The following is a 24,111-nucleotide window of genomic DNA, read 5'->3' on the forward strand; positions in this document are numbered from 1 at the left end:
GTTTAATATCCGAACTATTATTATGATAAATAATTGATAATGGTAACTATGCATCCCCGCTAACGGTATCTAATAATATCCCCTCTTTGTTTTTTTGACTGGAGTTGTATTTCTTCCAGGTCTCGTGCAGAAAAAAACCGACGTGTTGTTTCAACACATCGGTCTTTAGAATTTAAATATGAATAAAGCTTAATTGGCTGTTAAATTTACAATCGGATCAAAGTAAGCTAACTTCGGATAATCAACATTGCCTCCATCAGTGATCGCTAATTCGGGAATGGCTGTAATAGGTAAAAAGGATAGATAGAAAAAGGGATCCGGTAGTTGACAACCTAGTTGTTGTGCTGCTGCTTTTAATTTCTTTTCCTGATCAGCCACTGCTTGCGGTTCCAGATCAGTCGTAATTCCTCCTAGTGGTAATTTTAATAACGCCAAAACTTGACCATTTAAAACCGCCACTTGGCCACCACCGCATTGGATTAACGTATTGGCGGCTAGTGCCATATCTTGCGTATTAACACCTGCTACCACTAAATTATTGTCATCTGGAGCTGCTGACGTTGCTAAGGCTCCTTGTTGTAAAGACCAACCTGAAATAAATCCCCTGGCATGATTGTGATTGACTCCGTAACGCTCGATAACCGATACTGCCGCTGTATCTTGTTGTACATCAGGTAAGACCAGATGATCTTGCACTGCTAATTCGACTGTTTTAGGCCGGCGCATAAAAGGACCCACACTATGAATCGTTGTTACTTGGGCATGTCCCTGGTTTAAGTCGACCGTATAATTAAAATCAGCTGCCTGTAAGAGGTCGTGTTTTAACTGACCGCTTAACTGTGGGCTGCGCTTAGGCGGCGTGAACGTCATTTGTAATTGTTGATTTGCAAAGACTACTTGACCTTTACTAATAACTGTTTGCACATGAAAAGCTGCCGGATCATCTACTAATAAGATGTCTGCCGCTTTACCGGGAGCTATGGAGCCAATCTGATCTTCTAAATGATACGCCTGGGCGCCATTAATAGTGGCCATTTGAATGGCCGTCATCGGACTGACACCGGCGGCAATTGCTAAACGAATGACATGATCTAGATGCCCTTGGTTTAATAAGTCAGTGACATTCACATCATCGGTACAAAAACTAGTATGCTGGGCCACGCCACTGGCGGATTTGGTGATGGCCTGAATATTATCGGCTAGAAAATGGGTAACTGATGATTCCCGTAAGACCACATGCATTCCCTTACGAGCTTTTTCCAGTAACTCTTCGGGACTATAACTTTCATGATCCAAGCAAACACCACTCATTAAGTACTGATTTAATTCCACCCCCCGCGCTAAGGGTGCACAACCAAAGATCGGTTTATGATACTTTTGCGCGATGCTCAGAGCTTGCAAGGTGTCTTCATCTTTAATTTCTACAGCTTCTCGGACGGTTTCCCAAACGCCATAACAATTAGCTTGTGGCTGGTATTGTTGATGATCTTTAGCGGTGACATTATATTTAATTGTGGAAGCCGGAATCGTATACGGAGTTTTATAAGGTAACCCCCAAAAGACTTTAAACGGCAGGTTTTCAATTTCGGTAAAAATTTCTGACAGATCATCCAAACCTAACGCCGCAATATATTCATCTAATCCAGAAACAATACTGGTAGTCCCATGCGGTAAAACTGCTTGTGCAAAACGTGTCAAGCTTAATTTGCTGCACTCTACATGAATATGACTATCCAAAAGACCTGGTACTAAATATTGGCCTTGGGCATCCAGATGGCGCGTCTGTGAACCAACATAAGCACTGACATCCTCATCTACTGCCACAATCCGTTGCTGAAAAACCGCGACATTGGCCGGATAATACTCTCCTGTATTGACATTCACCAAAGTTCCATTTTCAATTACCAAATCTGCCGGCATTTTTGCTGCTCCGGCATCAATATATTGTTTTAAAGCTGCTACTGTCGTCACCTTACAGTCATCCACCCTTCTGCACTAAGCCATTGTGCCATTTGGCATAATATTTAATATATAAAGTAAAACAATGAACACAAACATTAAGGTCCAAGAAATGCCATTGACTTCTTTACGTCTACCCGCTGCAGCCATTAAGAGAGGATAAGTTAAAAAGCCAAATGCAATCCCGTAGGAAATATTATAAGTTAACGGCATCCCTGCAATTACCAAAAATGCCGGCAGAGCTACTTCAAATTTATCCCATTGAATATCACGTAAACTTGACACCATTAAGGCACCGACAATAATCAAAGCCGGCGCGGTCACTTGATTAGTGACTACCGTCAGTAAAGGTGAGAAAAATAAACTTAAAACAAACAAGAATCCAGTGGTTAATGTTGTAAGACCGGTTTTACCACCTACGGCAATCCCTGCAGAAGATTCTACGTAAGCCGAAGTGGGGGTGGTCCCCATCACGGAACCGGCTAACATCGAAATCGAATCAGCCATTAAGGCTTGTCCAATGCGTGGCATTTTATTGTTGCGCATAATGCCCGCTTGTTGCGCCAAACCAATCAAAGTGCCGGCTGTATCAAAAAACGCAACCAGCAAAAAAATCAACACTACTGCCCACATTTGCGGATCCGCCAGGGCTGATAAATGCGTAATCCCGACGCCAAAAGTTGGTTGCATGCTGGGAGCCGCTGACACCCAATGGGTCGGTGTCTTAATAAGCCCGATGACCAGCCCTAAAACCGCCGTTGCAATCATCCCAATAAAAATGGAGCCCGGAACTTTCCTGGCCATTAAAATCGCAATGACAAAAATACCAAAAATAGTAAGCCAGGTAGTCGGTACTGTCATGGAACCAATACCAACTAAAGAAGATTTATTGGCTACGACTAAACCACCGCCTTGTAAACCGACAAAAGCGATAAACAAACCAATCCCAGCCGCCATCGCTAATTTTAAATCTTGTGGAATGGCATCAATAACTATCTCACGGACTTTCAGAAACGACAAAATCGTGAATAAAACGGACGCTACAAAAACTCCCGCCATGGCTTTTTGCCACGAAATTCCCATGGCTAAAACAACCGAATAAGTAAAAAAGGCATTGTCACCCAAACCGGGAGCAATGGCTATCGGATAGTTGGCTAAAAAGGCCATCAACCAACAACCAATGATGGCGGAAATGGCGGTGGCTGTAAACACAGCCCCTTTATTCATTCCCGCGGCCCCTAAAATGCTGGGGTTAACAAATAAAATGTAGGCCATTGATACAAATGTCGTCAGACCTGCGGTGATTTCCCGTCTCACCGTAGTCTTTTGTTCTGACAGATGAAAAGTTCGTTCCAAAAACCCTTGGAAGAAAGTTCCCGTTCCTGTCTCCATAATTTTTCCATATCCCCCTTCACATGACAATCCCATGTCATTACATTTGAATTATTCCATACAATTAAAAATAATTCAATGCTAAAAGTTCGTTTTTTATGTGTTTTTTTATTTTTAAAGTGTGTTAAACTAAATTAAACCAGTAAAAAGCAAACATTAATCAGGGAGGATTTTTAATGAATACTACTGTTACTTCTGAATTTACCCAGGGGTTACCGAAAGCCGAGTTGCATTTACATATTGAGGGTACATTAGAGCCCCAATTGAAATTAAAACTAGCGCAACGCAATCATGTAGATATTGGTCAAAAAACCATTGAAGATGTTCAAAAGACTTATGACTATCATGATTTAGCATCTTTTCTGGCAGTTTATTACCCAGCCATGAATGTGCTCCAACACGAGGAGGACTTTTATGATTTGGCTTGGGCTTATTTACAACGAGCAGCGGCTAATAATGTCCGTCATGTAGAAATCTTCTTTGATCCACAAGCCCATACCAGCCGCGGAATTCCTTTTGCTACCGTTATCAATGGTTTGCATCAAGCCGTAGTCGATGCCCGGGCTTTAAATGTTGATGCTGCTTTAATTATGTGTTTTTTAAGAGACTTCTCTAAAGAATCGGCTCGCCAAACTTTAGCCCAAGCAATGCAATATCGCGATAAAATTATCGGTATTGGTCTGGATTCGGATGAACACAATAATCCTCCTCTCAAATTTGCTCGCCAATTTGAAGACGCCGCTGCAGCTGGACTTCATCTCACGACGCATTGTGATATTGATCAAAAAGATTCGATTGAACATATCCGCCAGGCTCTAGAAATCATGGATGTGGAACGTCTTGATCACGGCACCAACATTGTCGAAGATCCAGATCTTGTCGCGTTAGCAGCCCAACGGAAAATCGGTTTAACCGCTTGTCCTTTATCTAACAGTTTTGTTTCCCCTGATATGAAGGGAAAGGAAATAACAGAGCTGCTAAAAGCCGGCGTTCAAATTTCCATTAATTCCGACGATCCAGCTTATTTTAAAGGATACATTAGTGATAATTACTATGCTGTAGCCCAAAAATATCAATTAACTCAAGCTCAAATTATTCAATTAGCTAAAAATTCCTTCAATGCGGCTTGGATTAGTGACCAGCAAAAACAACTTTATCTAGCCGAAATTGATCGCTACGTACAGCAATTTCAAGGTTAAAAGGTGAATCCCAAAAACCATCGCTGCTCTGGGAAGAAGCGATGGTTTTTATTTGTCTCATTTTATATGATTAAATGCTCTTTTATAAGAGCTGCATTTGCGCATGGGAAATGCTGCTAAAGCCTTGCGTCTAGACTTTTTGCCGGTGAATTTTTGTCATATACCAATAATGTCCCAAACCGTATAAAGTTAATAAACCCATTCCCCCAGCAGCAAAGCTAAAGGCTGCCTGCGGTGAACCATCACTTCCAGTGGTAGCCAGCCAATTAACCAGCAGTGGAGAAATCGTACATCCTAAATTAATCAAAATTAAAACCACAGTCGTAGCTAAATTAACGGCTGCCTCAGGCACCACCGCAGCTACCCAATCAAAAGCATAGGGCACGGCTAAGCCAAAGCCCGTGCCTAAAATGATAGCCCCGATCACTAACACCACAATCTGGGGTGCATAAGCCATCATTAACAATCCGCCAACTTGCAACAGTAAACTGATGGGCAGTAAAAGCGTCTGTAATTTTTGTTTGAGTTTGCCATAAATCAAACCCACTGGCCAACCCATTAAGCCTACTAACCCGGAAATTAAAGCTACTTGTTGGACACTAGCCAGATGCTGTGTCCAAGCTAATTGGGGTAATTTAAAGGTCTGCGTCATAAAAAAAGCATGCATGAAAAACATTAATCCGGCAATCCGCAGGACTGTCCAATTCAAATGTTTCCAAGGATGCGACTTCGCAGCCAGCGTTGTAGGCTGCGAAGTCGCTGCGGGCAGCGAAACCACACCGCTAAATAATAACAAAATCGGCAAGGCCAACAAGTAAATGGCAAAAACCGCGTGCCACCCCCAGTTTAACAACCAACTGACTGCGCCGGAAAACAAGGCAATGCCCAGACTGCCGGTAGCATTTTGCCAGCCTAACATCGTAGATAATTCCGGACCTTGATAAAACTGTGCTAATAAGCTGACTGCCAAGGAATTATATAGGCCGACACCCACTCCTAATAAGAAACGCGCCGTCAAAATACCTCCATAATTTGTTGCATAAATCGGATATGAACCGGCGATTAAAACTAGTAATAAACCGAGGATGATGGTCGCTTTGGGCTTCACCAGCTGAACAAGCAACGGATTAAAGCATAGTCCGACCACGATACCGCTGCCGGCAATTGAACTTAGTAGTTCTACCCCCGTCCGCGAAATCTGGGGAAAGTCAGCGTACATTAAAGGTAAACTAGGTGAAATTTGTGATGAACTCATTAACATCAAAGATATCGACAATAACGCTGTTTTAAAAAAACTGGATTGCGGTGAGATTTTATGCATGCCCGAAGCCTCGCTTTTCTATTCCAAGGATTACTTAAATTTTAGCAGTTTATTACAAGCGCTATCAATAGCCTTCTCATTGGACTATCATAATTTAAATTACTAGCACGAAAAAACTTCGAAAATGTTGCGGCTCCAGCCACGGTGCTGTCAGTGGTGAACACCTTTTGATTAGTTGCTTTGACATGACATAATCAGATTATTATCATCACAATCAAAACGACTGGCTTCATCAATATTGAATACCAGTCGTTGCAATTACCTCGCTGATTTAAAGTTGCGTCACTTTCTGAGTCCATGGGGTAGCGGTAGCAGCCAAGGCGGTATTAATGCGCTGAATATTGGCGCGACCTTCTGTTTGCAACCACTTTTGGCCAGCCACTGACCCTTTGGCGGCAAACGTTTGGGCTCCCGGTTGCCAAGTGGCCCGGCCACAAAGCACTCCATTAAAAGCTGCCCCGGCTTCTTTAGCAAACTGCAATTCTTCTATGAATAATTTATTGGAAACTCCCGCCGACAAATATATAAATGGTAAGTTTGTAGCCTCACTTTGTTCTTTATAGTATCTTAAAGCTTCAGCACGTTCATAAACCGGTTGGGTGGTCGAATCCGTATAGCCAGCTACGTATTTTTGATTGACAGGCACTTCTACTTTGAGTACCGTCACTTGATATTGTGGCTTAGAGAATTCTGCCGTCATGGCAATCACTTTATGCGGTTTAATGCGCGCATAGGCTGCTTCTTGATCAGACGTTATATGTTCATCATAAGCAATTAATTCCAAAAAGAAAGGTAAATTATACGCCTGGGCCTCGGCACCAATGCGTTCCACAAAGGCTTGTTTACAATCATTGACTTGTTCAGCCGCATCAACGTCATAATAAAGCAGTACTTTAACAGCATCTACGCCCACTTGCTGCATACGCCCCACGCTTTGATTTTCAATTAAGCGGGGCCACCGAGCTGAAGTGGTCGTATCATAACCGGTCTGTTCATAGGCTAACAACAATCCAGCAGAGGCTGCCCGAGCCTGGGCGGCCGGCAATCCATATTCTGGATCCAATAAAATAGCACTCGCAAAAGGCGTTAATTCTTGTGCGACTAATTTTTTGAAACTGGCTATTTGTTCATGACTGGGTTGGTGCCCTGAAGCTTGAACCATCAATTGCTGTAAAGAGCCACGCTGATCTAATGCCAAAGCGGAAATAATTTGTTCATTATTGGATAACTTTTGTAGATGCTGCATTTGCACAGCATTCAATTGCAGAACCATTATTCAACCTCCCAATATTTCAGTGATATGTTTATAAAAATGTAGTTTTATAAATTTTTTATTCAGGACCCCGCCAGCGGCTTATTATGACATCCTGGATGCCGATAATGTTTGAATTTTAATCTGTGCTTGTAATTCTTCGATTTGTTGAAAAGTAGTCAGCCATGATTTTTGCGCGGTATCACTCCCCGCAGCAATAGCTTTCACCAAGTTAGCTTCATCCGTTAAACCTTGATTACGACCAGCGACAAAAGTCCCTAACATGGTATCGCCTGCGCCCGCCGTATTTAAAACGTGAATAGCCGGTGCTGTTCCATATAAAATTTGCTGGGGTGTAATCAAGACCGCCCCTTGAGCTCCTAAAGACACTAAAACATTTTGGGCACCTTGGAGGACTAAGCTTTGACCCCAAGTCACAATCTGGGTCAAATTATCAGGCGCCGGTTGGTGAAACCAAGCAGCTAATTCTTCGACATTCGGTTTAATTAAATAAGGGCGGTAGGGTAAAATTTGTAAAACTTCCGCATAAGCGGTATCCACCACCAATTTAAATCCTTGTTGTTGACTTAATTGTCCGATTTTTTTTAAATACGCCGGTTGGATCCCCTGGGCAAAACTGCCACAAACGCACAACCAATCTTGGGCAGTTAGCTTTTTTAAGCGCTGCATTAATTGAGCCTGAATCGCTGGTGAAATGATGGGCCCCGCATTGACTAACTTATATTCCTGGCCCTGATTTAAAACCCGAGTGAAAACATTAATCCGCGTAATACCTTGATCTTTTAAGAAATAATTAGGAATCTGATGGGCAGTTAAAAAAGAGGAAATATAATCTAAAGTAAAACCCGCACCTACTCCTAAAGCAGTATTAGCAGTCCCCAAGCGCTGCAAAATAATAGAGACATTGACTCCTTTCCCATTGGCCTGCACTTCATAGTTTTGTGTGCGATTGACTCGATTAGGTTGCATATCTTGCGTAGTAATAAACAAGTCAATGGCAGGATTTAACGTCAAAGTATAAATCATCATGATTCTCCTTTTTAACCGCTGAAGATGAAAGTAACCATTTTTAGGTATTGGGGATAAGAAAGCAGTTAGGTATAATGAGTATGGTGATGCCAATGCTTTCTAAAATTAACCATGCCAACAAATTAAGCCCCAGTGAACAGTACCTTTGGGATTATCTTGCCCAAAATCGCCAGACAGCTATGCAATGGTCGATTACTGAATTAAGTGAACATGCTAATGTTTCGACCGCGACTATTGTGCGGACCCTGAAAAAAAAGGGGTTTACCGGATATACTGATTTTCGCCATGGACGCTTAAAAACTGCGGCGCACAATATTCCCTATTCCGTTTTAGAAAATGCTGATGAACAAATTCAAAATGTAGTTATGCAAAACGAAGAAGAATTAAAAAACACTTTAAAAAACTTACAGGTCTCTGTCATTGAAGATACGATTCAACTATTAACCAACGCTCCATTAATTTATCTGTTCGCGCGTGGCTTATCAGAAACAATTGCCGAAGAAATGGAATTAAAATTGCAGCTACTGAATAAACAAGTGGCTTATTTTCACGATCCAAATATCATCAAACAAATCGCTGCCAAGGTCAAACCACACAGTGCAGCAGTCTTTATCACATTAAACGGCCAAACGCCGGAATTAGTCGCTGCGGCCCGGACTTTGAGTAAGATGGACATTCCCCAAATTGTTTTAACCGCTAACCCGCAAGCGCCCATTTTAAAATATACTGATGAACTCTTTTTAGGTTACCAATCCTTTAATAATTTATTTGATGAATATGAGGTTCACTCTCGTCTGTCCCTACAAATCATGAGTCGCATTTTATTAGATAGTTACGTAGTCCGTACCCAAACCAATAATCATGGTTAAATGGTGCGTGTTTTGTAAACGGTTACTTACGAGCTTGATTCATCCCTAATATCTTTTATGCTGGAGTTGGTTCCATTATCTTTGTCTGGTTAGTTATTTATTTTGAAACATCTATTCAAGAATTAGCCGTCCGTTTTTTATTGATTCATTCTGAGGATGATGCGATAAGTTTCCGGATCTAAAGCCCGACGCATGCCGGCTTCAATGTCCGCAAAAGTGGTATAACCCGCAATAAACGGTTTAACATCAATGACGCCGGTATTTAAAAGATTCAAAGCTTTGAAAAAATCCTGCCCATCGGAATTGGCACTCCCCATGATTTGTGTCATCCGTCGATGTAATGTATTAGGGCTAAATTGAACTGGATTGTCGGGATGAAAAGAACTATACAGCATCACTTTGCCGCGAATCGCTGCCATAGCAATGGAATCAGCTACCAAATTGGAATTGCCTACAGTATTAAATACAATATCAGCCCCCTGATCACCAGTCAGGCGCATTACTGCCGGCACCGCAGCTTCTTGTTTAGGATTAATAAATTCTTGAAAACCCAAATTGGCCATGAATTGTTGCCGCTGGACACTAGGCTCATCAATAATTACCCGCGCTCCTCGTTGCCGGGCTAAAATGGCATGAAAAGCGCCCATAATGCCGGCGCCAATCACGACTACCGTATCTCCCAGTTGCACATCTGCTGTATCAATACTATGTACTACACAAGACAGAGGTTCGGTTAACGCGGCTTCTTCATAAGACAAATTATCGGCCATCGGGAATAATTTAGTAATCGGCACAGCTAAATATTCGGCAAAACCACCCATTCCACGAACACTTAAACCGCCCACAGGCTTTTCATAAGAAAAATCAGTACAACTACCTTCTTGTCCAATACGACAATTATGACAGTCCCCACAAGAAGTCATTAATCCGACGACTACGCGCTCGCCAACATGCCATAACTTTGGATCAATATCGGCACCCAAGGCGCGAATTACGCCACTTTCTTCATGGCCGCCAATAAATGGAAATTGGACTGTATTGACACCAGTGAACACGCGTTGTTCCCAAGTACAAAAAGCACAAGCCTTCAATTCTACCAGTACTTCATTGGGGCGAATTTGTGGCACATCTAAAGTTTCAATGTCTAATTTTTCTATATCATTAAAAATAGCTGCTTGCATCTTGGTCATTTGAGTCTAAGTCCTCCTTAAACTTTAATTAATTTCCCCGGAAACGTTTAAAAAATATAAAAACCGGCGCCAACTGCCGCAATAAGAATCAAAATAAACAAGACAGTAGTAGACTTTAATTTGCGCTGATTAATTAAATAATAGGCTAAAAGAGTAATTGCCACGGGCAGTAGACCTTTAAATAGTTTATCTAAAATCCCGGTTTGTACTTTAAGCGTGGAATTTTCTAAGTGTAATTTTAAAGGTGTACTCAAAGTCACATAGTTTACCGTCAAGGCGCCAATTACAATGCCCCCCATAATTTGCGCAATTTGCATGACCATCTTTAATTGATGACCTTGCAGGATATTTTGAATGCCTTCGCGGCCAGTATAATAACCGCGCATCCATAAAACGTAGGCAATGGTCCACATAATGGCAAACATGCCCACGATGTAAAAAATCGGTCCGACAAAATTACCCCCGGCAGAAAGACTAATCGCCAGCGATAACATAATGGGCACAATGGTTCCCTGCCATAAAGTATCTCCAACCCCCGCAAAAGGTCCCATGAGGCCGGTTTTTAAAGAATTGATCGCCGTATCATCAATGGGTGCCCCCAAAGCCCGTTGTTCTTCCAGGGCAATAGTTAAACCCCCAATGATGCCGCCAAAGTGCGGTTCGGTATTAAAAAATTCCAAATGCCGTTGCATCGCGGCCGCTAAATCAGTTTGGTGGGGATATAATTTGCGCAGAACTGGCGTCAACGCAAACAAAAAGCCCGAAGATTGCATCCGTTCATAGTTATAATTGGAATGGGAAAAAAAGGTCCAGCGCCAAAAGGAACGTTGTACATCTTTTTTAGTAAGTAAATTCTGCTTAGCTGATTGTGTCTGTGAAGTTTGTTGAGCTTCCATTGCTTGCACCTCCTATTTATCGACGATTTTAAATTCTAATTGCGTATGCAAGAGCCCAATAATTAAGCCAATGATAGACACTGCAATAATTGGTAATTTCAAATAAACTGCTAAAATAACCCCAATGGCGTAATAAATTAAAATATTTTTATTATTGATAGATTTTAAAATCATTGCAATTCCTAAAGCCGGTAAAACTCCGCCAATAACATTCAAAATATGCATCGGTACTCCCTTTAAAGAAGTTAATAAACCGGCTACCGGACCGGAACCAAAATAGACCACCACGGCTGCGGGAATGACTGTAATTACCAATAGAAAAATTTGTGGTAAGTACATCTGAATACGATCAGCTTTGCGATAATCGGCGTTGGCTGCGGCTTTATCAATTAAATGTAAAAAAGAAATATCCACCGTCATATGCATAATCCAAATCACGGTTCCTAACAGCCCAATGGGTACCGCCAAGGTCACGGCGACATTCGGCGTCGTTTTGGAAGCCATAGCTAAAGCGGTCCCCAAAGTACCCGCTAAACCGGGATCCATGGGCACCGTGCCCCCAGCAGAAATATATGCTAAAAACGGTAAACTAATGGCTGCCCCATAAATAATTCCTTGAATCGGATTGCCTAATACAAAACCGACAAACATTCCACAAATTAACGGTCGCGCCATGACTGTCGATCCCAGTAAACTTAACCACGGAGTGCCATTAACACTTAAATAGTAAATAATGCCGATCAAAAAGGCTTGTAATAAATTGATCTTCATGGGCCTTCACCTCTTGTTATAAATATTTAGTAATATTTACTGCCTTGTCACTAGGAATGACTTGGACCATGACGTCTGTCCCCGCAGCAATTATTTCCTGGAAAACTTGTCGTTCTGTCGGACTCGCCGCAATATTTCGATATAATTGGGTGCGATCTTTTCGCTGAGCCATCCCACCCACATCAACTTGTGCAATGGAGATTCCACGCTTCAACAAATCCGCAATGACTTGGGGCGTTTTGACTAAGATAATAACGTGCTGATCTTGGGCATCTGCTTGTAAAAATTTCACCGCATCCTCTAAGGTATCCACCCGTACTTGAATATTTTCCGGTGCTGTCGAAGTGGTGACCAATTTTAAAAAATCATCTTGAGCTACTTCATCGTCGATAATTTCAATAACGTTGCCCTTGCAATGTTGCACCCAAGCAGTCATCACTTGACCATGAATTAAACGATCATCAACTCGGGTTAAAACAATATTCTTCATGACACCACACCTCCTAAACTAAGCTATACATACAAATCAATGAATGGACACTGGTGAGCATTCCTGTGCTCTAATCGCTGGTGGTCCTAATGCACCGCTTTACAAAAGATCCCTACAGCAATCATTACTACCCGCTTATAAGTCCGTCCGCATTTTGAAAAACCAGCTAGCGCAACCATTGGTGGTCAACATTTCGGATCGATTAAATCGCTTTCACTAAAAGGATTATGCGAATCCACTAACGCTCATCTGCATCCTTTGGGTTCTGCGTCCTTATTCACTCCTTTCTTTTTTCCAATCTGAGGAATATTCGGATAAGTTCTCTACTGTTTATTTTAGACAGTCAACGCAGTAAATGTTTTCGTATTTCACTAATTAGTTCCTCAAGCGCCCGAAAAAGTTTTCGAAATCTTCACAAATAAAGCTGTTTGGTTTCGATTATGCAATGTTAGCCATTAAGAATTAATAACCACAAAAAAAAAACGCTTCGCCTAAAATCGAAACGTTTAGTGAACGACTATTTGAATAGTACTTTTTTACTTGACTAGAACTCCTGCTTGGTAAACTGCTTTATCAGTTTGTGCTACGGCTGTAATATCTTGCAACGGATCGGCTTGCAGAACCAAAAAGTCGGCGACTTTACCTACTTCCAAAGTCCCATAATCATCCGCAATATGAAGAACATGGGCGGCGACTGTGCCTGCAGCTTGTAAAGCTTGGAGGGGAGTCATTTCGACTTCATTCACAAAAATTTCCAATTCTTCAAACGTACCGGTGGCAAAGCTATTAAATGGTGTTCCCGCATCTGTACCCACTGCAACACTCACGCCGTGTTCAAAGGCCATTTTAATATTTTTCACGAAGTCATTTTTCACTTGATCATTTTTGCGAATCATGTAATCAGGCAATTGATCCCGACCATATTTACTAATGCTGGCACAAGCATTCAGCGTAGGGACGAGGTAAATTTGATGTTCCGCCATAAAAGCGGCTTGTTGTTCGTCGACATAAATCCCATGTTCAATGGAATCCACTCCCGCGTCCAGGGCATTTTGGATTCCTTGATGACCTTGAGCATGGGCGGCGACCGTTTTACTTTTGTGATGTGCTTCTTCAACGGCTACCCGCATTTCTGCCACGGTGGAGGCAGTATCTTCAATATTATCTCCCGGAGACATGACACCGCCCGTCGCCATCACTTTAATATTGTCGGCTCCTGCTTTTAGAACCAAACGTGCGGCTTTACGGACTTCATCGGGTGAATCTACTAAATAAGAAAAGTTACCTCCCGCCTGTTCCGGAAAATCACCATGTCCTCCGGTCATAGACAAAGGTTGTCCAGAACCCAAAATATGCGGTGCGACCAGGGGTTGCTTTTGTGCTAAAGCTTTTAATTTTAAATCGGTGTTGAATGCACAACCACATTCGCGGATCGTGGTCACTCCAGCATGCAATAACGTATCCAAGTTACGTAACGCCCGGGCAGTCACCACAGTTTCGGATAATTGCTCCATTTCATTAGTCACCGGGTCCATCATAATATGCGTGTGGGCATTAATCAGGCCAGGAATCACATATTGTCCTTTCAGATCCACTGTCTGGTCGCTAGCTGGTGGGGTGTTTTGACCCACTTGTTGCACTCGCCCGTTCTCTACTTCCAGCCACGAGTGTGCTTGCATTGAATTATTAGTCCCGTCCCATAAATTACAATTAGTAAAAACTGTCATACTTGCTCCTCCAAAAATTTAGTTAAGGTTTTTTAATTTTTAGTTGTTATTTTAGCAGCATTATAATGCAGATTTCAAGGCCGTTACTCATTTAAATTAAATTTGACTAAATAAAAAATGAGAGTATAGTACGTAAACATAAATCATTTTTGGTAAAAAGGAGTGGCTGTGATATGAAATTTATTATCGCCTTTATTGTCGTTATGTTATTTATGCTGATTGGAGAATGGGTTTCGAGTATTTCGCATGCCTATATTCCTTCAGTGTTTATTACAGCAGTACTTTTTGCGATTGGTTTTTGGACAATTTTACCAAAAAACATTGTTGCAGATGCATCCTATGGTAAAGCATTTGTCGCTATCTGTGTGTCAATGCTGTTAGTCCATCTGGGTACATTAATGAGTTTGAAAGAATTAATTGCGCAATGGAAAGCTGTCTGTATCGCACTCTTAGGCGTGGCTGGGACTCTGGTTTTATGTCTGACAATTGGGACTTTAATCTTTGATTGGCATACAGTCGTGGCTGCTATCCCTCCACTGACAGGCGGAGTGGTTTCTGCCGTGTTAATGACGAGTGGTTTAAAGGCGCAAGGGGCTACGGCATTGATTGCCTTACCCGTTTCGATGTTTGTTTTACATTCCGTCCTTGGTTACCCTTTAACTTCATACATGCTGCGTACAGAAGGTCGCCGTTTAGTGAAAGAATTTAACGATAACGGCCGCCACTTACCTAAAGAAGCAGCTGCTGCGAATAATATGGATACCGGCGCAGATGATAATTCTACTGGCGTTTTTCATTTACCTGCAGAATTTCAAACATCAGCTTTTATTTTGGTACGCGTAGCTGCTGTAGCTTTGTTTAGTAACTGGATCGCCGGTTTTGTTCATATCAACGCAAACGTATTGTGTTTAGTTTTTGGTGTATTAGCACATCAATTCGGCTTTTTAGAAAGTAGTGCTTTAAATAAGGCCGGAGTCTTTAATTGGTTAATGTATGGTCTTTTAGCTTATGTATTTTCTCAATTAAATATGACCTCACCAGCCATCATTGGAAGCATAATTGGCAAGATCATTGTGTTAATTGCTTTAGGTTTATTGGGGATGTTCCTAGCTTCTTGGTTACTAGCTAAACCGTTTGGTATGACTTGGCATATGGCTTACGCTTGTTCTTTGACTTCTTTATTTGGCTTTCCAGCAGATTATATTTTGACATCAGAAATTGCCCGCACCATGGCTAATGATAAAGAAGAAGAAAGTTACTTACTCTACCACATGATGCCTAAGATGCTAGTCGGTGGTTTTGCTACCGTGTCCGTCGCTTCGGTCATCATTGCTTCTATTTTCTTAAAATTAATTTAACTACCTCCTCCAAAAAGAACGCTGTTCTGATTTATGAGAACAGCGTTCTTTTTATTATTAAACATATCACATGACTACTTTTTCTTCTGAGTTATTATCCAACAAACCCCGGTAACGTTCAACTGGTCATTTGATGGTGCACATAACACACAGTGTCCAGCGGTGACCTGAGCCATAAATTATTCCAGATATAAAAATAGCCTGAACAAGTTATCTCTTGTTCAGGTTCTTGGTACTGATGAGTCTTAATTAATACCAGCCATGTGACTGCCAGAATTGTTGAGCTGCTGTCCAGGAACCGTAACGCGACACCACGTAATTATTGGCTACCCGTTCTTGATTAGCAGGTGAATAATCCCCATTTAAGTATGAAGCGGACAATTGATATTTACCAATATAATTGCCATTTGTGGCACTATATGAACCCCCAGATTCGCGCGCAGCAATCCAATCCCGCGCTGCCGCATCACTATTACTTGGCGTAGCTGGTGCTGTCGTATAATATGGCGATCTCGTAGCTTGGACCGCTTGTACTGATTGATTATTTTGAGCTGCAGTTTGCTCTTGGGAATCCGCTACAGCTTGTTGCACGGTATTGGCTTCGGGATTATTTTGTACTTGACTCTGAGAAGCTAATGCAACATGCCCATCATCCTTAAAGACTAACTTTTGCCCTGGATAAATTAAATTCACATCCGCAATATTATTATCAGCAGCTACCTGGTTCATCGAATTGAGACTTTTTTTAGTCTGCATTAAAATGCCCGATAAAGTATCACCAGGTTTTACCGTATAAATACTATCTGCATGCGCAACTTCAGAAACACCAAAAAAGGAAACCATTCCCAAAACAGTTGCCACAGCTGCCTGTTTGACTTTCATAAATATTAATACTCCCCTTTAACATTATCAAAAATTATAAATTGTGCCACAATATTAAAACTACTTTACTACGCCTAGTTTAACAAAACTATGTTACGAATGTGTTTCAATCAAGTTATAAATTTTATAAAATATTACATTTAGATTACAAATTAAGCTACTAATTCTATTACTGCGCATTATCTGACTATTTTCTTTAGTTTTACTGCCTCTTCTTCTGTCCTGCTAGTCTCGTATGAACTCATTTCTGGTAATGCAAATGGTAATATTTTACCGAAAATATCTCTAATTATTTATGATAAGGATTACCAGCATTAATCATAAATAACCGATAAATTTGTTCACATAACACTAACCGCATCAACTGGTGTGGCAACGTCAAACGACCGAAAGAAATAGCCTGGTTAGCCCGCTGCAAAACACTTGCGCTTAATCCTAAAGAACCTCCGATCACAAATACCAAGCGGCTATGGCCGTAAGTAACTAAATTGGCTACCTGCGCCGCTAACGCTTCAGATGAATATTGCTGTCCGTCAATGGCTAAGGCAAATACATAATCCTCGGCGTGAATTTTAGCTAAGATCCGTTCTCCCTCGCGGCTTTTAACTTGTTCTTTTTGAGCGGCACTTAATTTTTCGGGGGCTTTTTCATCAGGAACTTCTATAAGCTGCAATGTACAAAAGGGCTTTAAGCGTTGTGTGTAATCTTCAATCCCTTGAATTAAATATTTTTTTTTAATTTTGCCTACACTAATTATTTGAATTTTCATCATTACTCCTAAAAGTTTTCCACAATTGATTTTAGTTCGGTTATCAGCTCTAACGTTGATTCTTAGCGGATCAAAGAGTAAGTGTTAAACCAGTTTTCCTATTTATCCACAAGTTTTGCACAAAACAGGGGATAACTTATCCGAAATCTTCCTCGCTAGTTTTACACTCTATTCACAGGTTTATCCACAGTTTAGTGGATAACTTACCGACACCAAAACATATTATCCCCTCCGATTTACCGAACTATTTTGAACTACTTTCTTAACAAAAAAACTTCTATTAACTAAACTATTGCGCTTCTGGGGCGCACAACTGACTGGGTGATCAGAAAAAGACCTCACTGCTGAGCCAACTTCAGTGAGGTCCTTTCTAATTCAGTGGTCCTAATACGCATTAAGTTGTTTTGGTTAGTTTAACATCGACACTTTGTAATTTACCATCCCGATAGAATTGAACTTTAATTGTATCACCTACGGCATAGCTATACAGTTTCGTATGCAAATCAGCAATATTTTTAATTTTCTTATCATTGATGCTGACAATTACATCGTATTTGCGCAAACCGGCTTTCCGAGCCACGGAATCGGCAGAAGTCGAACCGACCAAGACGCCTTCTGTAACATTTTCAGGCAATTTGAGAATCGAACGTTGCTGCGAACTTGGCACTTGATCCAAATCAACTACTTTAATGCCTAATTGTGGTCGTTCAATTTTGCCATTTTGTACTAATTGATTAATAATCTTGACCACTTCATTACTTGGAATGGCAAAACCCATCCCCTCTACAGAAGTCCCGTCCGTACTGGAAGCTAATTTCATAGAATTAATCCCAATAACTTGTCCCGCGACATTAACTAGTGGTCCGCCTGAATTACCAGGATTAATTGCGGTATCTGTTTGTAAGACCGTCGCCTGACCTGTAACTTGACCGGAACTTTCATCAGTCGTATCAACTGTGCGGTTTTTAGCCGAGATAATTCCTTCGGTCACGGAAGTCGCGTATTTGCTGCCTAAAGGTGAACCAATGGCAATAACTGTTTCACCTGGATTGACGGCGTCTGAATTGCCAAAGTGGGCGACTGATTTGACTTTATCTGCGGCAATCGATAAAACTGCTAAATCCGTAATAGCATCAGTTCCGACTTTTTTAGCTGAGACCTTATTGCCGTCACTTAAAATAACTTCTAATTTTTCTGAACCAGCTACAACATGATTATTAGTTACTACATAAGCATGGCCATCTTGCTTACTGTAAATTAAACCCGAACCTTCACTAGATTCTTGCAATTTACTTTTATTTGAACTCCCCGAATTATTGTCGCTATTGCCATTGCCATATAGACTGCCAAATAATGCACTTAAACTATCGTCACTTTTTTGTTCCCGCTGATAATTTACTACTGAAACGACTGAACCTTTGACTTTTTTAAAAGCTGTCGTCATTTGATTATGTGATTTGACAGTAACATTACTGATTTGAGTAGTCCCAGCCTTCCCTGAACCATTAGTAACTTGGCCGGCCGGGCTAGGGTTGCTGTTCCCCCAGTGACTAAACGCAAAATAGCCGATGCCGGTCCCTAATAGTGCTGAGACGAGCGCCACCACGACTATTTTCCATAAGTCCATGTGATTTTGATTATTCAAAAGAGCGAGCCTCCTTAGTTTAATAAGTATATTGTAGTCAATCTTTATGAAAAAAACATGAAATATCTACTTCTTATTCTGTGCCATAAAACCTGTAGGTGCGAGAAATCGTTAATTTACTATAAAAAATTATCATAGTTTCTCATATATCATAAAATGTTGAATAGTCACAGCTACTCATACAATATTCCAACAACAGAGCAATAATCTACTCAAGTCAGCCACAAGCCCGCCACTGGCGTCATAAAATATTGACTATACCGCTACTATTATAAAACGTTCTGTCCCCCGCGGCATGAATTACTTTAAAAAACCAGCCCTCTAGTGTTAAAAAATAGGTACGTTATTTCTTGCTTTTTCTCAAAGACTTTCACGACACCAAAAAAAGGAATTAAATTACCCAACATAATTTAATTCCTTTCACTTCAATCCATTATAAAAATCTATTTTCTCTGATTTTCTGTTTCCTAATTATTCCAGATTAGCATGGCGTTGATCCAATTGTTTTTGCGACAAATGTTTAATTTTTTTTAAATCGACTACCAAGCTGTCATAAAGTAAGAAAGTTAATTGTTCAAAAGCTGAACCGTTAGGTTGAATAGATATCTTTTGTGGGACATCGTGCGCCCGCGAAGACGCTCCTGGTAGCTTCACCACGACATCAGCTAATTCTCCTAATACACTTTGTGGATGAATGGTAATTAAGGCGACCCGCGCTTGAGCCTGTTTAGCTATTTGAGCAGCATTAATCATCCCCTGAGTAAGCCCAGAACCGGAATTAATGATTAACAAATCTGTGGAACCAATCGCTGGGGTAGTGGATTCTCCCACAAAATAATCAGTAAATCCTAAATGAACCAGCCGATTGGCAAAAGCGCGGGCAACAAAGCCCGACCGCCCAGCACCAGCAATGAAAATGCGATCTGCCTGAAGAATTTCTTGCTCTAAAACTTGAACTTCCTGCGCTTTTACAGCAGTGGCAGCAGTTAATAATTCTTGTAAAATAGTTGTTAAATTTTCATAATGCATAATCTGCTCCTAGTTTAAAGCCTGTTTAATCGCATGGGCTGCCTGTGTTGGATTCGCCGCTTTACAAATACCCGAACCCACGATCACTACTTCCGGTTGTAAAGCCACATATGAGGCGATAGTTTGACTGTTAATGCCTCCAGCTACTGAAATCGCAATATTCGACGCAAATTGTTGGACGACTTTTAAGTCGGCTAAGGGCCGACGGCCCACTGCTTGTTGGTCTGCACCAGTATGGACGGAGAGCATATGTGCTCCCATCTTTTCCAATTCGCTGACCCGTGTGGCTAAATCAGGACAGCCAATCAAATCTACAACGGTTTTTTTACCCCGGGCGTTGGCTGCTTGAATACAACTTTGAATAGTTAAATTATCTGTAATGCTGACCACCGTCACGTAATCTGCTCCCGCCTCAAATCCTAAATTGGCTTCGAATGCTCCACCATCGACAATTTTTTCATCCGCTAAAATTTCTTTAGTGGGAAAGCGCTGTTTGAATTGTCGTACAGCAGACATTCCCTCTCGGATGACAAGCGGTGTGCCCACTTCAATGATATCGACATCATTTTCGATTTGATGAATTAAATTAATCCCTTCACTCAAAGTAACTTCATCTAAAGCCACTTGCAATTTCATGATTTTACCCCTTTTCAGATTTCTCCATCTCGATGCTGAGCCAATAACTGCCGTTGTTGATCATAAGATTTCATAATTTTTTTGAAGGCCGGACTAGCAGCAGAAATCGCTGTAAAATGTTCAATAGTTTGTGGTAACCCATGGTCTGTTAAATATTTTTGTAAAATGACACATTGTTCATCTTGCGGATTAAAGAATAACAGCGCCGCGGCAATACCTTTTAACAAAAGTTCATTGGGTAAGCCATATTGTTCTAACTGCACTGCTGGCGCCACCAAACGATCTTGTGGTCCCAATTTGCGAATAGGCGAACGACAAACCCGGGCAATCGGATCTTTAATGCCTGGTGTTTGATAGCGGTCAATGGCAAAGTCAATATAATGGTCCAAATCCGCCGCCGTAAAATCATATTTGCGTACGAGCAATCTAGCAGATTCTTCCATCGTTTGACGCACTTGTTGAACTAGATCTGCGCGGGCAAAAACATCTTGAATAATGTTATAACCTAATACGTAACCTATATAACCCGCCCAAGCATGACCGCAATTAATAATATATAATTTACGTTCTAAATATTTTTGCAGATTTTGGGTATATTCTGCCCCTACAATGGGAGGAGTTTTGGGATCTACCAATTGGGAAGATTCAATGGCTAATTCAAAGCTATCCCCAATGGCCACACTATGCTGGCCGGCCGTGACATAGTCTAAAACCATCCGATCGACAACCGTATTCGCAAAAGCAGCGACCGCATCTAAATCAATTAATTCCTGCTGAGTATCTGCTTTTAAAATTTCGTCATGTAAAATTTGACCATTCATAAATGCATTTTCACAAGCCAAGATATTTAAGCGGGACTTTTGCAAATGTTGCCGCTGAACCAATCCTTTTAAAATTACAGGGGCAATTTGTGCTAAATTATCGGCCCAAACACTAGTAGTAATAAGATCAGCAGATACGATAGCTTCAATTAGGGCCTGAGAATCTTGCGTGGCAGACAAGGCTGTGACGTGATCAATGGTCACTTTTTGATAAGCATGATTAATTAAATAAAGATCATAGCCCTGGTGCGCATTAATCTGATTAACTAGTGCCGTATTTACATCGACCATGACGATGTCATAACCGGAATCATGTAAAAGTTGTCCAATAAAACCACGTCCAATACTCCCAGCACCAAAATGAACTGCTTTCATGGTTAAATTACCTCCTGAAACAAAGTGAGAATCTCATCCTTGGATTGCGTATGACTTAAAAGTTCAATATTTCTTAGATCCGAACAAACCTGGGCAATTTTTCCTAAAATGGCTAAATGTTCATTATTTTTACCGGCAATCCCGAAAACTAAATAAACTCGTTCACCATCAAATTCCACTCCTGCGGGTACTTGCACTAGAGAAATTCCCGATGCTAAAATTTTATCTTCAGAAGTCACAAGCCCATGCGGAATTGCAACATTATTGCCGATATAAGTTGAGACATCTGCTTCACGTAATAACATATCTTCCACATAAGCATTCACAACATAATGATTGCGTACTAAGATCTGACCTGCTAAAGTAATAGCTTCATTTTTAGACTGGCACACTTGGGCTAAACAAATATTATCTTTTGGGAAAATCTGCATCTTATCACCTCAAAATATTTCCTCAAAACTGCGTTTAAAGGTCTCCGACAAATAGGCTCTAATTTGTTCCTTATTAGCATTTTCGATCGCTGCTTGCGTCTTGTTACTAGTGGAAAGATGAATGATAACTTTGCTCAAAACCGAAGTCATACTGGCTACCATCATCGGTCCATGGCAAAAAGTCAAAATTTGCAGCTTATTTAAAGCACAACAATCAGACTGATTTTGAATCTTCAAAATAAAAATTTTACTATTACGCTTGGTTTGTAATGGACAATTTAAAATAGCGATATTTTGTTCTGGTAAACGATAAAAATTTTTGGACCAATTGTAGCTTAATTGTTGGACTTCTTGGCTATTCAATCCGGCATGGCGCTGTAAGTAACTAATGATTTGAGTTTGTAAACGCTCTCCTTGAGTAATAGTGATCTTACTGACTTCTAACTCCCGTAGTAATTTCGTTACGCTTTTTAAGATTGTAGTCATCTCGGTTAAAATGGTTAAAGCATCGCGGCGATCCGGGTTTTTTTGCATCGGGTGTTGCGTGTGACTCAAGCTGCGATATTTATGCGCTTCTACTTTTCTTTCAATTAGCTCTTTTTCCACGGTACTTAATAATGGTGAAACTCGTAGCAAATCATGTCCTTTAATTTCCAGAGGAACTGTCGATAAAATGAGATCAAACTGTGTTAAATCCAAATGCTCCATCTCAATAATAGAAGTGACTTTTTTAACCGTTATTTCCGGAATTTCTCGTTCGACACGACTAGCGAGCATTTTAGCAGAACCCATGCCACTCGAACAGACAATCAAAACGTTGAAAGAACGTTGAACCAATTTATCCAGGGCAATCGCAAAATACATAACCAAATAACCAATTTCATCGTCAGGAAAATACTGCGCTCCAAATAATTGTCGTGTCGCCGCGGCCACGATCGTATAAATAGTGGAATAGTTGGCTTGAATCTCCTTAGTTAAAGGATTACGAATGGTGATGCCTGATTCAATGCGATTAACGGCCTTATTTAAATGACGCTGCAGTCCTCTTAATAAATCATTATCGTTACTTAAAGAAATGCCCAAGCGCTCTTCCACTTTTTGAACCAGTAAGTCTGACTTAATCAGCATTGCTTGTCCATCCCAAGAAGTAACGAGATCTTTTTCGCCAATATAAATTTGAATTAACCACCGTAAATAATCCTGATAGTTATGATCCAGATGACCGTGCACTAAGTTTTGTTGGAGCAAAGTATCAATCTGCTGTGTCTTTTTTGTCAGTGGTGCTATTGATTCTTGAAAAATAATAGCTTGCTGTTGTTGCCAACTGTTGAACCATAAACCCACTAAAATTGCAAATTCAATTAATTCACTGTCGCTTACTTGAACTTGTTCTTGTTGCAGAATCGGCATTACCACCGTATAGACATGGGTAAAAAGTTTCCCGAAAGTTTGACTCATTAAATTCAGAAAAGAATTATCAGCAGGTCCTTGCCCTTGCAACCAATGTAATAATTCGGTGGTTTGACTATCTTTCACGAGCAAATTCATCATGGCAATCTGGCGCTGATAAATAAAGCCCTTCACAAATAAACCTTCACTTTTTTTACTTATAAGTTGTAAATTCCAGTGCTGGAGTTGTATGCGTACTTGAGGTAAATCTTTTTTGACCGTAGACACAGAAACATTTAAGGCTAAGGCAATTGTTTTTTGCTTGATGTAATCGGAACTCACTAACAAATAGAGCATTGTCAGATCAATCCGCTCCGTAACTAGATAATCTTGGACCACTTTATTTTGGGAAATATTTCGGATAAGTTGAGCAATTACCGACTGTTTGCCTTGAACAATTAAACCTCGTTGCGGAATCGTAATTAACTCTAAATTTTGTTTTTCAATAACTTGCCGTACAGTCGCTAGTTCACGATAAACCGTACGCTCACTTAACTGAAGCTGACAGGCTATCTGGTGAATAGTTAATGCCTGCCGAGCGTTAAGCAGTAGCAGAAGAATTTTTTTCAGTCTGCTTGATAAATACATCCTGTCACACCT

21 protein-coding genes are annotated in these 24,111 nt (G+C 40.8%); 3 read left to right on the forward strand and 18 right to left on the reverse strand.

Going from position 1 to position 24,111, the window contains the following annotated elements; genetic code table 11:
* Positions 1-189 precede the first annotated feature (189 nt).
* Both JG30_RS07650 and JG30_RS07655 read right to left on the reverse strand, forming a co-directional pair.
* The gene (locus JG30_RS07650; RefSeq protein ID WP_046317817.1) at positions 190-1,971 is read right to left on the reverse strand and encodes an adenine deaminase C-terminal domain-containing protein; all 1,782 of its coding nucleotides are present in this window, start codon (positions 1,969-1,971) and stop codon (positions 190-192) included.
* 24 nt (positions 1,972-1,995) lie between these two features.
* Positions 1,996-3,351 (reverse strand): NCS2 family permease, encoded by a 1,356-nt coding sequence (locus tag JG30_RS07655; protein ID WP_046317819.1) that lies wholly within the window; start codon positions 3,349-3,351, stop codon positions 1,996-1,998.
* 176 nt (positions 3,352-3,527) lie between these two features.
* On the opposite strand from JG30_RS07655, the gene JG30_RS07660 reads away from it, so the two are divergent.
* Positions 3,528-4,550: an adenosine deaminase gene (locus JG30_RS07660; protein ID WP_046317821.1), complete on the forward strand. Its 1,023-nt coding sequence runs from the start codon at positions 3,528-3,530 to the stop codon at positions 4,548-4,550.
* Between the two features lie 130 nt (positions 4,551-4,680).
* Here the strand turns inward: JG30_RS07660 and JG30_RS07665 are convergent, their stop codons facing one another.
* The 3 genes from JG30_RS07665 to pfkB form a co-directional block, all read right to left on the reverse strand.
* Positions 4,681-5,871 (reverse strand): MFS transporter, encoded by a 1,191-nt coding sequence (locus tag JG30_RS07665; protein WP_046317823.1) that lies wholly within the window; start codon positions 5,869-5,871, stop codon positions 4,681-4,683.
* Between the two features lie 271 nt (positions 5,872-6,142).
* Positions 6,143-7,144: a tagatose 1,6-diphosphate aldolase gene (locus JG30_RS07670; RefSeq protein ID WP_046317825.1), complete on the reverse strand. Its 1,002-nt coding sequence runs from the start codon at positions 7,142-7,144 to the stop codon at positions 6,143-6,145.
* Between the two features lie 84 nt (positions 7,145-7,228).
* The gene (gene pfkB, locus JG30_RS07675) at positions 7,229-8,170 is read right to left on the reverse strand and encodes a 1-phosphofructokinase (RefSeq protein WP_046317828.1); all 942 of its coding nucleotides are present in this window, start codon (positions 8,168-8,170) and stop codon (positions 7,229-7,231) included.
* 95 nt (positions 8,171-8,265) lie between these two features.
* Between pfkB and JG30_RS07680 the strand changes: the two genes are divergently transcribed.
* Positions 8,266-9,042, forward strand: coding sequence for a MurR/RpiR family transcriptional regulator (locus JG30_RS07680; protein WP_046318004.1), 777 nt, complete (start codon positions 8,266-8,268; stop codon positions 9,040-9,042).
* Between the two features lie 137 nt (positions 9,043-9,179).
* On the opposite strand, the gene JG30_RS07685 is transcribed toward JG30_RS07680, so the two are convergent.
* The 5 genes from JG30_RS07685 to JG30_RS07705 all read right to left on the reverse strand — a co-directional run bounded on the left by JG30_RS07685 (position 9,180) and on the right by JG30_RS07705 (position 14,116).
* Entirely contained in the window at positions 9,180-10,232 is a 1,053-nt protein-coding gene (locus JG30_RS07685) for a zinc-dependent alcohol dehydrogenase (protein WP_046317830.1), read from the reverse strand.
* Between the two features lie 47 nt (positions 10,233-10,279).
* A complete protein-coding gene (locus tag JG30_RS07690) occupies positions 10,280-11,128 on the reverse strand; it encodes a PTS system mannose/fructose/sorbose family transporter subunit IID (protein WP_046317831.1) in 849 nt (282 codons plus the stop codon).
* 12 nt (positions 11,129-11,140) lie between these two features.
* A complete protein-coding gene (locus JG30_RS07695) occupies positions 11,141-11,899 on the reverse strand; it encodes a PTS mannose/fructose/sorbose/N-acetylgalactosamine transporter subunit IIC (protein WP_046317832.1) in 759 nt (252 codons plus the stop codon).
* A gap of 16 nt (positions 11,900-11,915) precedes the next feature.
* A complete protein-coding gene (locus JG30_RS07700; RefSeq protein ID WP_046317834.1) occupies positions 11,916-12,389 on the reverse strand; it encodes a PTS sugar transporter subunit IIB in 474 nt (157 codons plus the stop codon).
* Positions 12,390-12,925: 536 nt separating this feature from the next.
* A complete protein-coding gene (locus tag JG30_RS07705; RefSeq protein ID WP_046317836.1) occupies positions 12,926-14,116 on the reverse strand; it encodes a metal-dependent hydrolase family protein in 1,191 nt (396 codons plus the stop codon).
* A 173-nt stretch (positions 14,117-14,289) separates the two neighbouring features.
* Here JG30_RS07705 and JG30_RS07710 point away from each other — a divergent pair, with 173 nt between their 5' ends.
* Entirely contained in the window at positions 14,290-15,474 is a 1,185-nt protein-coding gene (locus tag JG30_RS07710; RefSeq protein WP_046317838.1) for a hypothetical protein, read from the forward strand.
* 249 nt (positions 15,475-15,723) lie between these two features.
* On the opposite strand, the gene apf is transcribed toward JG30_RS07710, so the two are convergent.
* The 8 genes from apf to JG30_RS07750 all read right to left on the reverse strand — a co-directional run bounded on the left by apf (position 15,724) and on the right by JG30_RS07750 (position 24,099).
* On the reverse strand, positions 15,724-16,356 hold the full coding sequence (gene apf / locus JG30_RS07715) for an aggregation-promoting factor (protein WP_046317840.1): 633 nt from the start codon (positions 16,354-16,356) through the stop codon (positions 15,724-15,726).
* 289 nt (positions 16,357-16,645) lie between these two features.
* Positions 16,646-17,125: a 23S rRNA (pseudouridine(1915)-N(3))-methyltransferase RlmH gene (gene rlmH / locus JG30_RS07720; protein WP_046317842.1), complete on the reverse strand. Its 480-nt coding sequence runs from the start codon at positions 17,123-17,125 to the stop codon at positions 16,646-16,648.
* Positions 17,126-17,519: 394 nt separating this feature from the next.
* Positions 17,520-18,770 (reverse strand): S1C family serine protease, encoded by a 1,251-nt coding sequence (locus tag JG30_RS07725; protein ID WP_345787893.1) that lies wholly within the window; start codon positions 18,768-18,770, stop codon positions 17,520-17,522.
* Between the two features lie 471 nt (positions 18,771-19,241).
* On the reverse strand, positions 19,242-19,799 hold the full coding sequence (gene hxlB / locus JG30_RS07730; RefSeq protein WP_046317846.1) for a 6-phospho-3-hexuloisomerase: 558 nt from the start codon (positions 19,797-19,799) through the stop codon (positions 19,242-19,244).
* 9 nt (positions 19,800-19,808) lie between these two features.
* Positions 19,809-20,435 carry a 3-hexulose-6-phosphate synthase gene (gene hxlA / locus JG30_RS07735; protein ID WP_046317848.1) on the reverse strand — a complete coding sequence of 209 codons (627 nt, stop codon included), beginning with the start codon at positions 20,433-20,435 and terminating at the stop codon, positions 19,809-19,811.
* Positions 20,436-20,449: 14 nt separating this feature from the next.
* Entirely contained in the window at positions 20,450-21,631 is a 1,182-nt protein-coding gene (locus tag JG30_RS07740) for a mannitol-1-phosphate 5-dehydrogenase (RefSeq protein WP_046317850.1), read from the reverse strand.
* 2 nt (positions 21,632-21,633) lie between these two features.
* A complete protein-coding gene (locus JG30_RS07745; RefSeq protein WP_046317851.1) occupies positions 21,634-22,062 on the reverse strand; it encodes a PTS mannitol transporter subunit IIA in 429 nt (142 codons plus the stop codon).
* A gap of 9 nt (positions 22,063-22,071) precedes the next feature.
* Complete coding sequence (locus tag JG30_RS07750) at positions 22,072-24,099, reverse strand: BglG family transcription antiterminator (RefSeq protein ID WP_046317853.1); 2,028 nt, start codon at positions 24,097-24,099, stop codon at positions 22,072-22,074.
* Positions 24,100-24,111 lie beyond the last annotated feature (12 nt).

It is taken from the genome of Bombilactobacillus mellifer, from assembly GCF_000970795.1.
Taxonomy (GTDB): domain Bacteria; phylum Bacillota; class Bacilli; order Lactobacillales; family Lactobacillaceae; genus Bombilactobacillus; species Bombilactobacillus mellifer.

What these genes read in the sequence shown, in the direction of transcription:
- JG30_RS07695 (WP_046317832.1), bottom strand. Translation starts at nt 11,899, where the DNA reads ATGAAGATCAATTTATTACAAGCCTTTTTGATCGGCATTATTTACTAT.
- apf (WP_046317840.1), bottom strand. Translation starts at nt 16,356, where the DNA reads ATGAAAGTCAAACAGGCAGCTGTGGCAACTGTTTTGGGAATGGTTTCC.
- rlmH (WP_046317842.1), bottom strand. Translation starts at nt 17,125, where the DNA reads ATGAAAATTCAAATAATTAGTGTAGGCAAAATTAAAAAAAAATATTTA.
- JG30_RS07710 (WP_046317838.1), top strand. Translation starts at nt 14,290, where the DNA reads ATGAAATTTATTATCGCCTTTATTGTCGTTATGTTATTTATGCTGATT.
- hxlA (WP_046317848.1), bottom strand. Translation starts at nt 20,435, where the DNA reads ATGAAATTGCAAGTGGCTTTAGATGAAGTTACTTTGAGTGAAGGGATT.
- JG30_RS07660 (WP_046317821.1), top strand. Translation starts at nt 3,528, where the DNA reads ATGAATACTACTGTTACTTCTGAATTTACCCAGGGGTTACCGAAAGCC.
- JG30_RS07745 (WP_046317851.1), bottom strand. Translation starts at nt 22,062, where the DNA reads ATGCAGATTTTCCCAAAAGATAATATTTGTTTAGCCCAAGTGTGCCAG.
- JG30_RS07750 (WP_046317853.1), bottom strand. Translation starts at nt 24,099, where the DNA reads ATGTATTTATCAAGCAGACTGAAAAAAATTCTTCTGCTACTGCTTAAC.
- JG30_RS07690 (WP_046317831.1), bottom strand. Translation starts at nt 11,128, where the DNA reads ATGGAAGCTCAACAAACTTCACAGACACAATCAGCTAAGCAGAATTTA.
- JG30_RS07680 (WP_046318004.1), top strand. Translation starts at nt 8,266, where the DNA reads ATGCTTTCTAAAATTAACCATGCCAACAAATTAAGCCCCAGTGAACAG.
- JG30_RS07655 (WP_046317819.1), bottom strand. Translation starts at nt 3,351, where the DNA reads ATGGAGACAGGAACGGGAACTTTCTTCCAAGGGTTTTTGGAACGAACT.
- hxlB (WP_046317846.1), bottom strand. Translation starts at nt 19,799, where the DNA reads ATGCATTATGAAAATTTAACAACTATTTTACAAGAATTATTAACTGCT.
- pfkB (WP_046317828.1), bottom strand. Translation starts at nt 8,170, where the DNA reads ATGATTTATACTTTGACGTTAAATCCTGCCATTGACTTGTTTATTACT.
- JG30_RS07700 (WP_046317834.1), bottom strand. Translation starts at nt 12,389, where the DNA reads ATGAAGAATATTGTTTTAACCCGAGTTGATGATCGTTTAATTCATGGT.
- JG30_RS07670 (WP_046317825.1), bottom strand. Translation starts at nt 7,144, where the DNA reads ATGGTTCTGCAATTGAATGCTGTGCAAATGCAGCATCTACAAAAGTTA.
- JG30_RS07740 (WP_046317850.1), bottom strand. Translation starts at nt 21,631, where the DNA reads ATGAAAGCAGTTCATTTTGGTGCTGGGAGTATTGGACGTGGTTTTATT.
- JG30_RS07665 (WP_046317823.1), bottom strand. Translation starts at nt 5,871, where the DNA reads ATGCATAAAATCTCACCGCAATCCAGTTTTTTTAAAACAGCGTTATTG.
- JG30_RS07685 (WP_046317830.1), bottom strand. Translation starts at nt 10,232, where the DNA reads ATGACCAAGATGCAAGCAGCTATTTTTAATGATATAGAAAAATTAGAC.
- JG30_RS07705 (WP_046317836.1), bottom strand. Translation starts at nt 14,116, where the DNA reads ATGACAGTTTTTACTAATTGTAATTTATGGGACGGGACTAATAATTCA.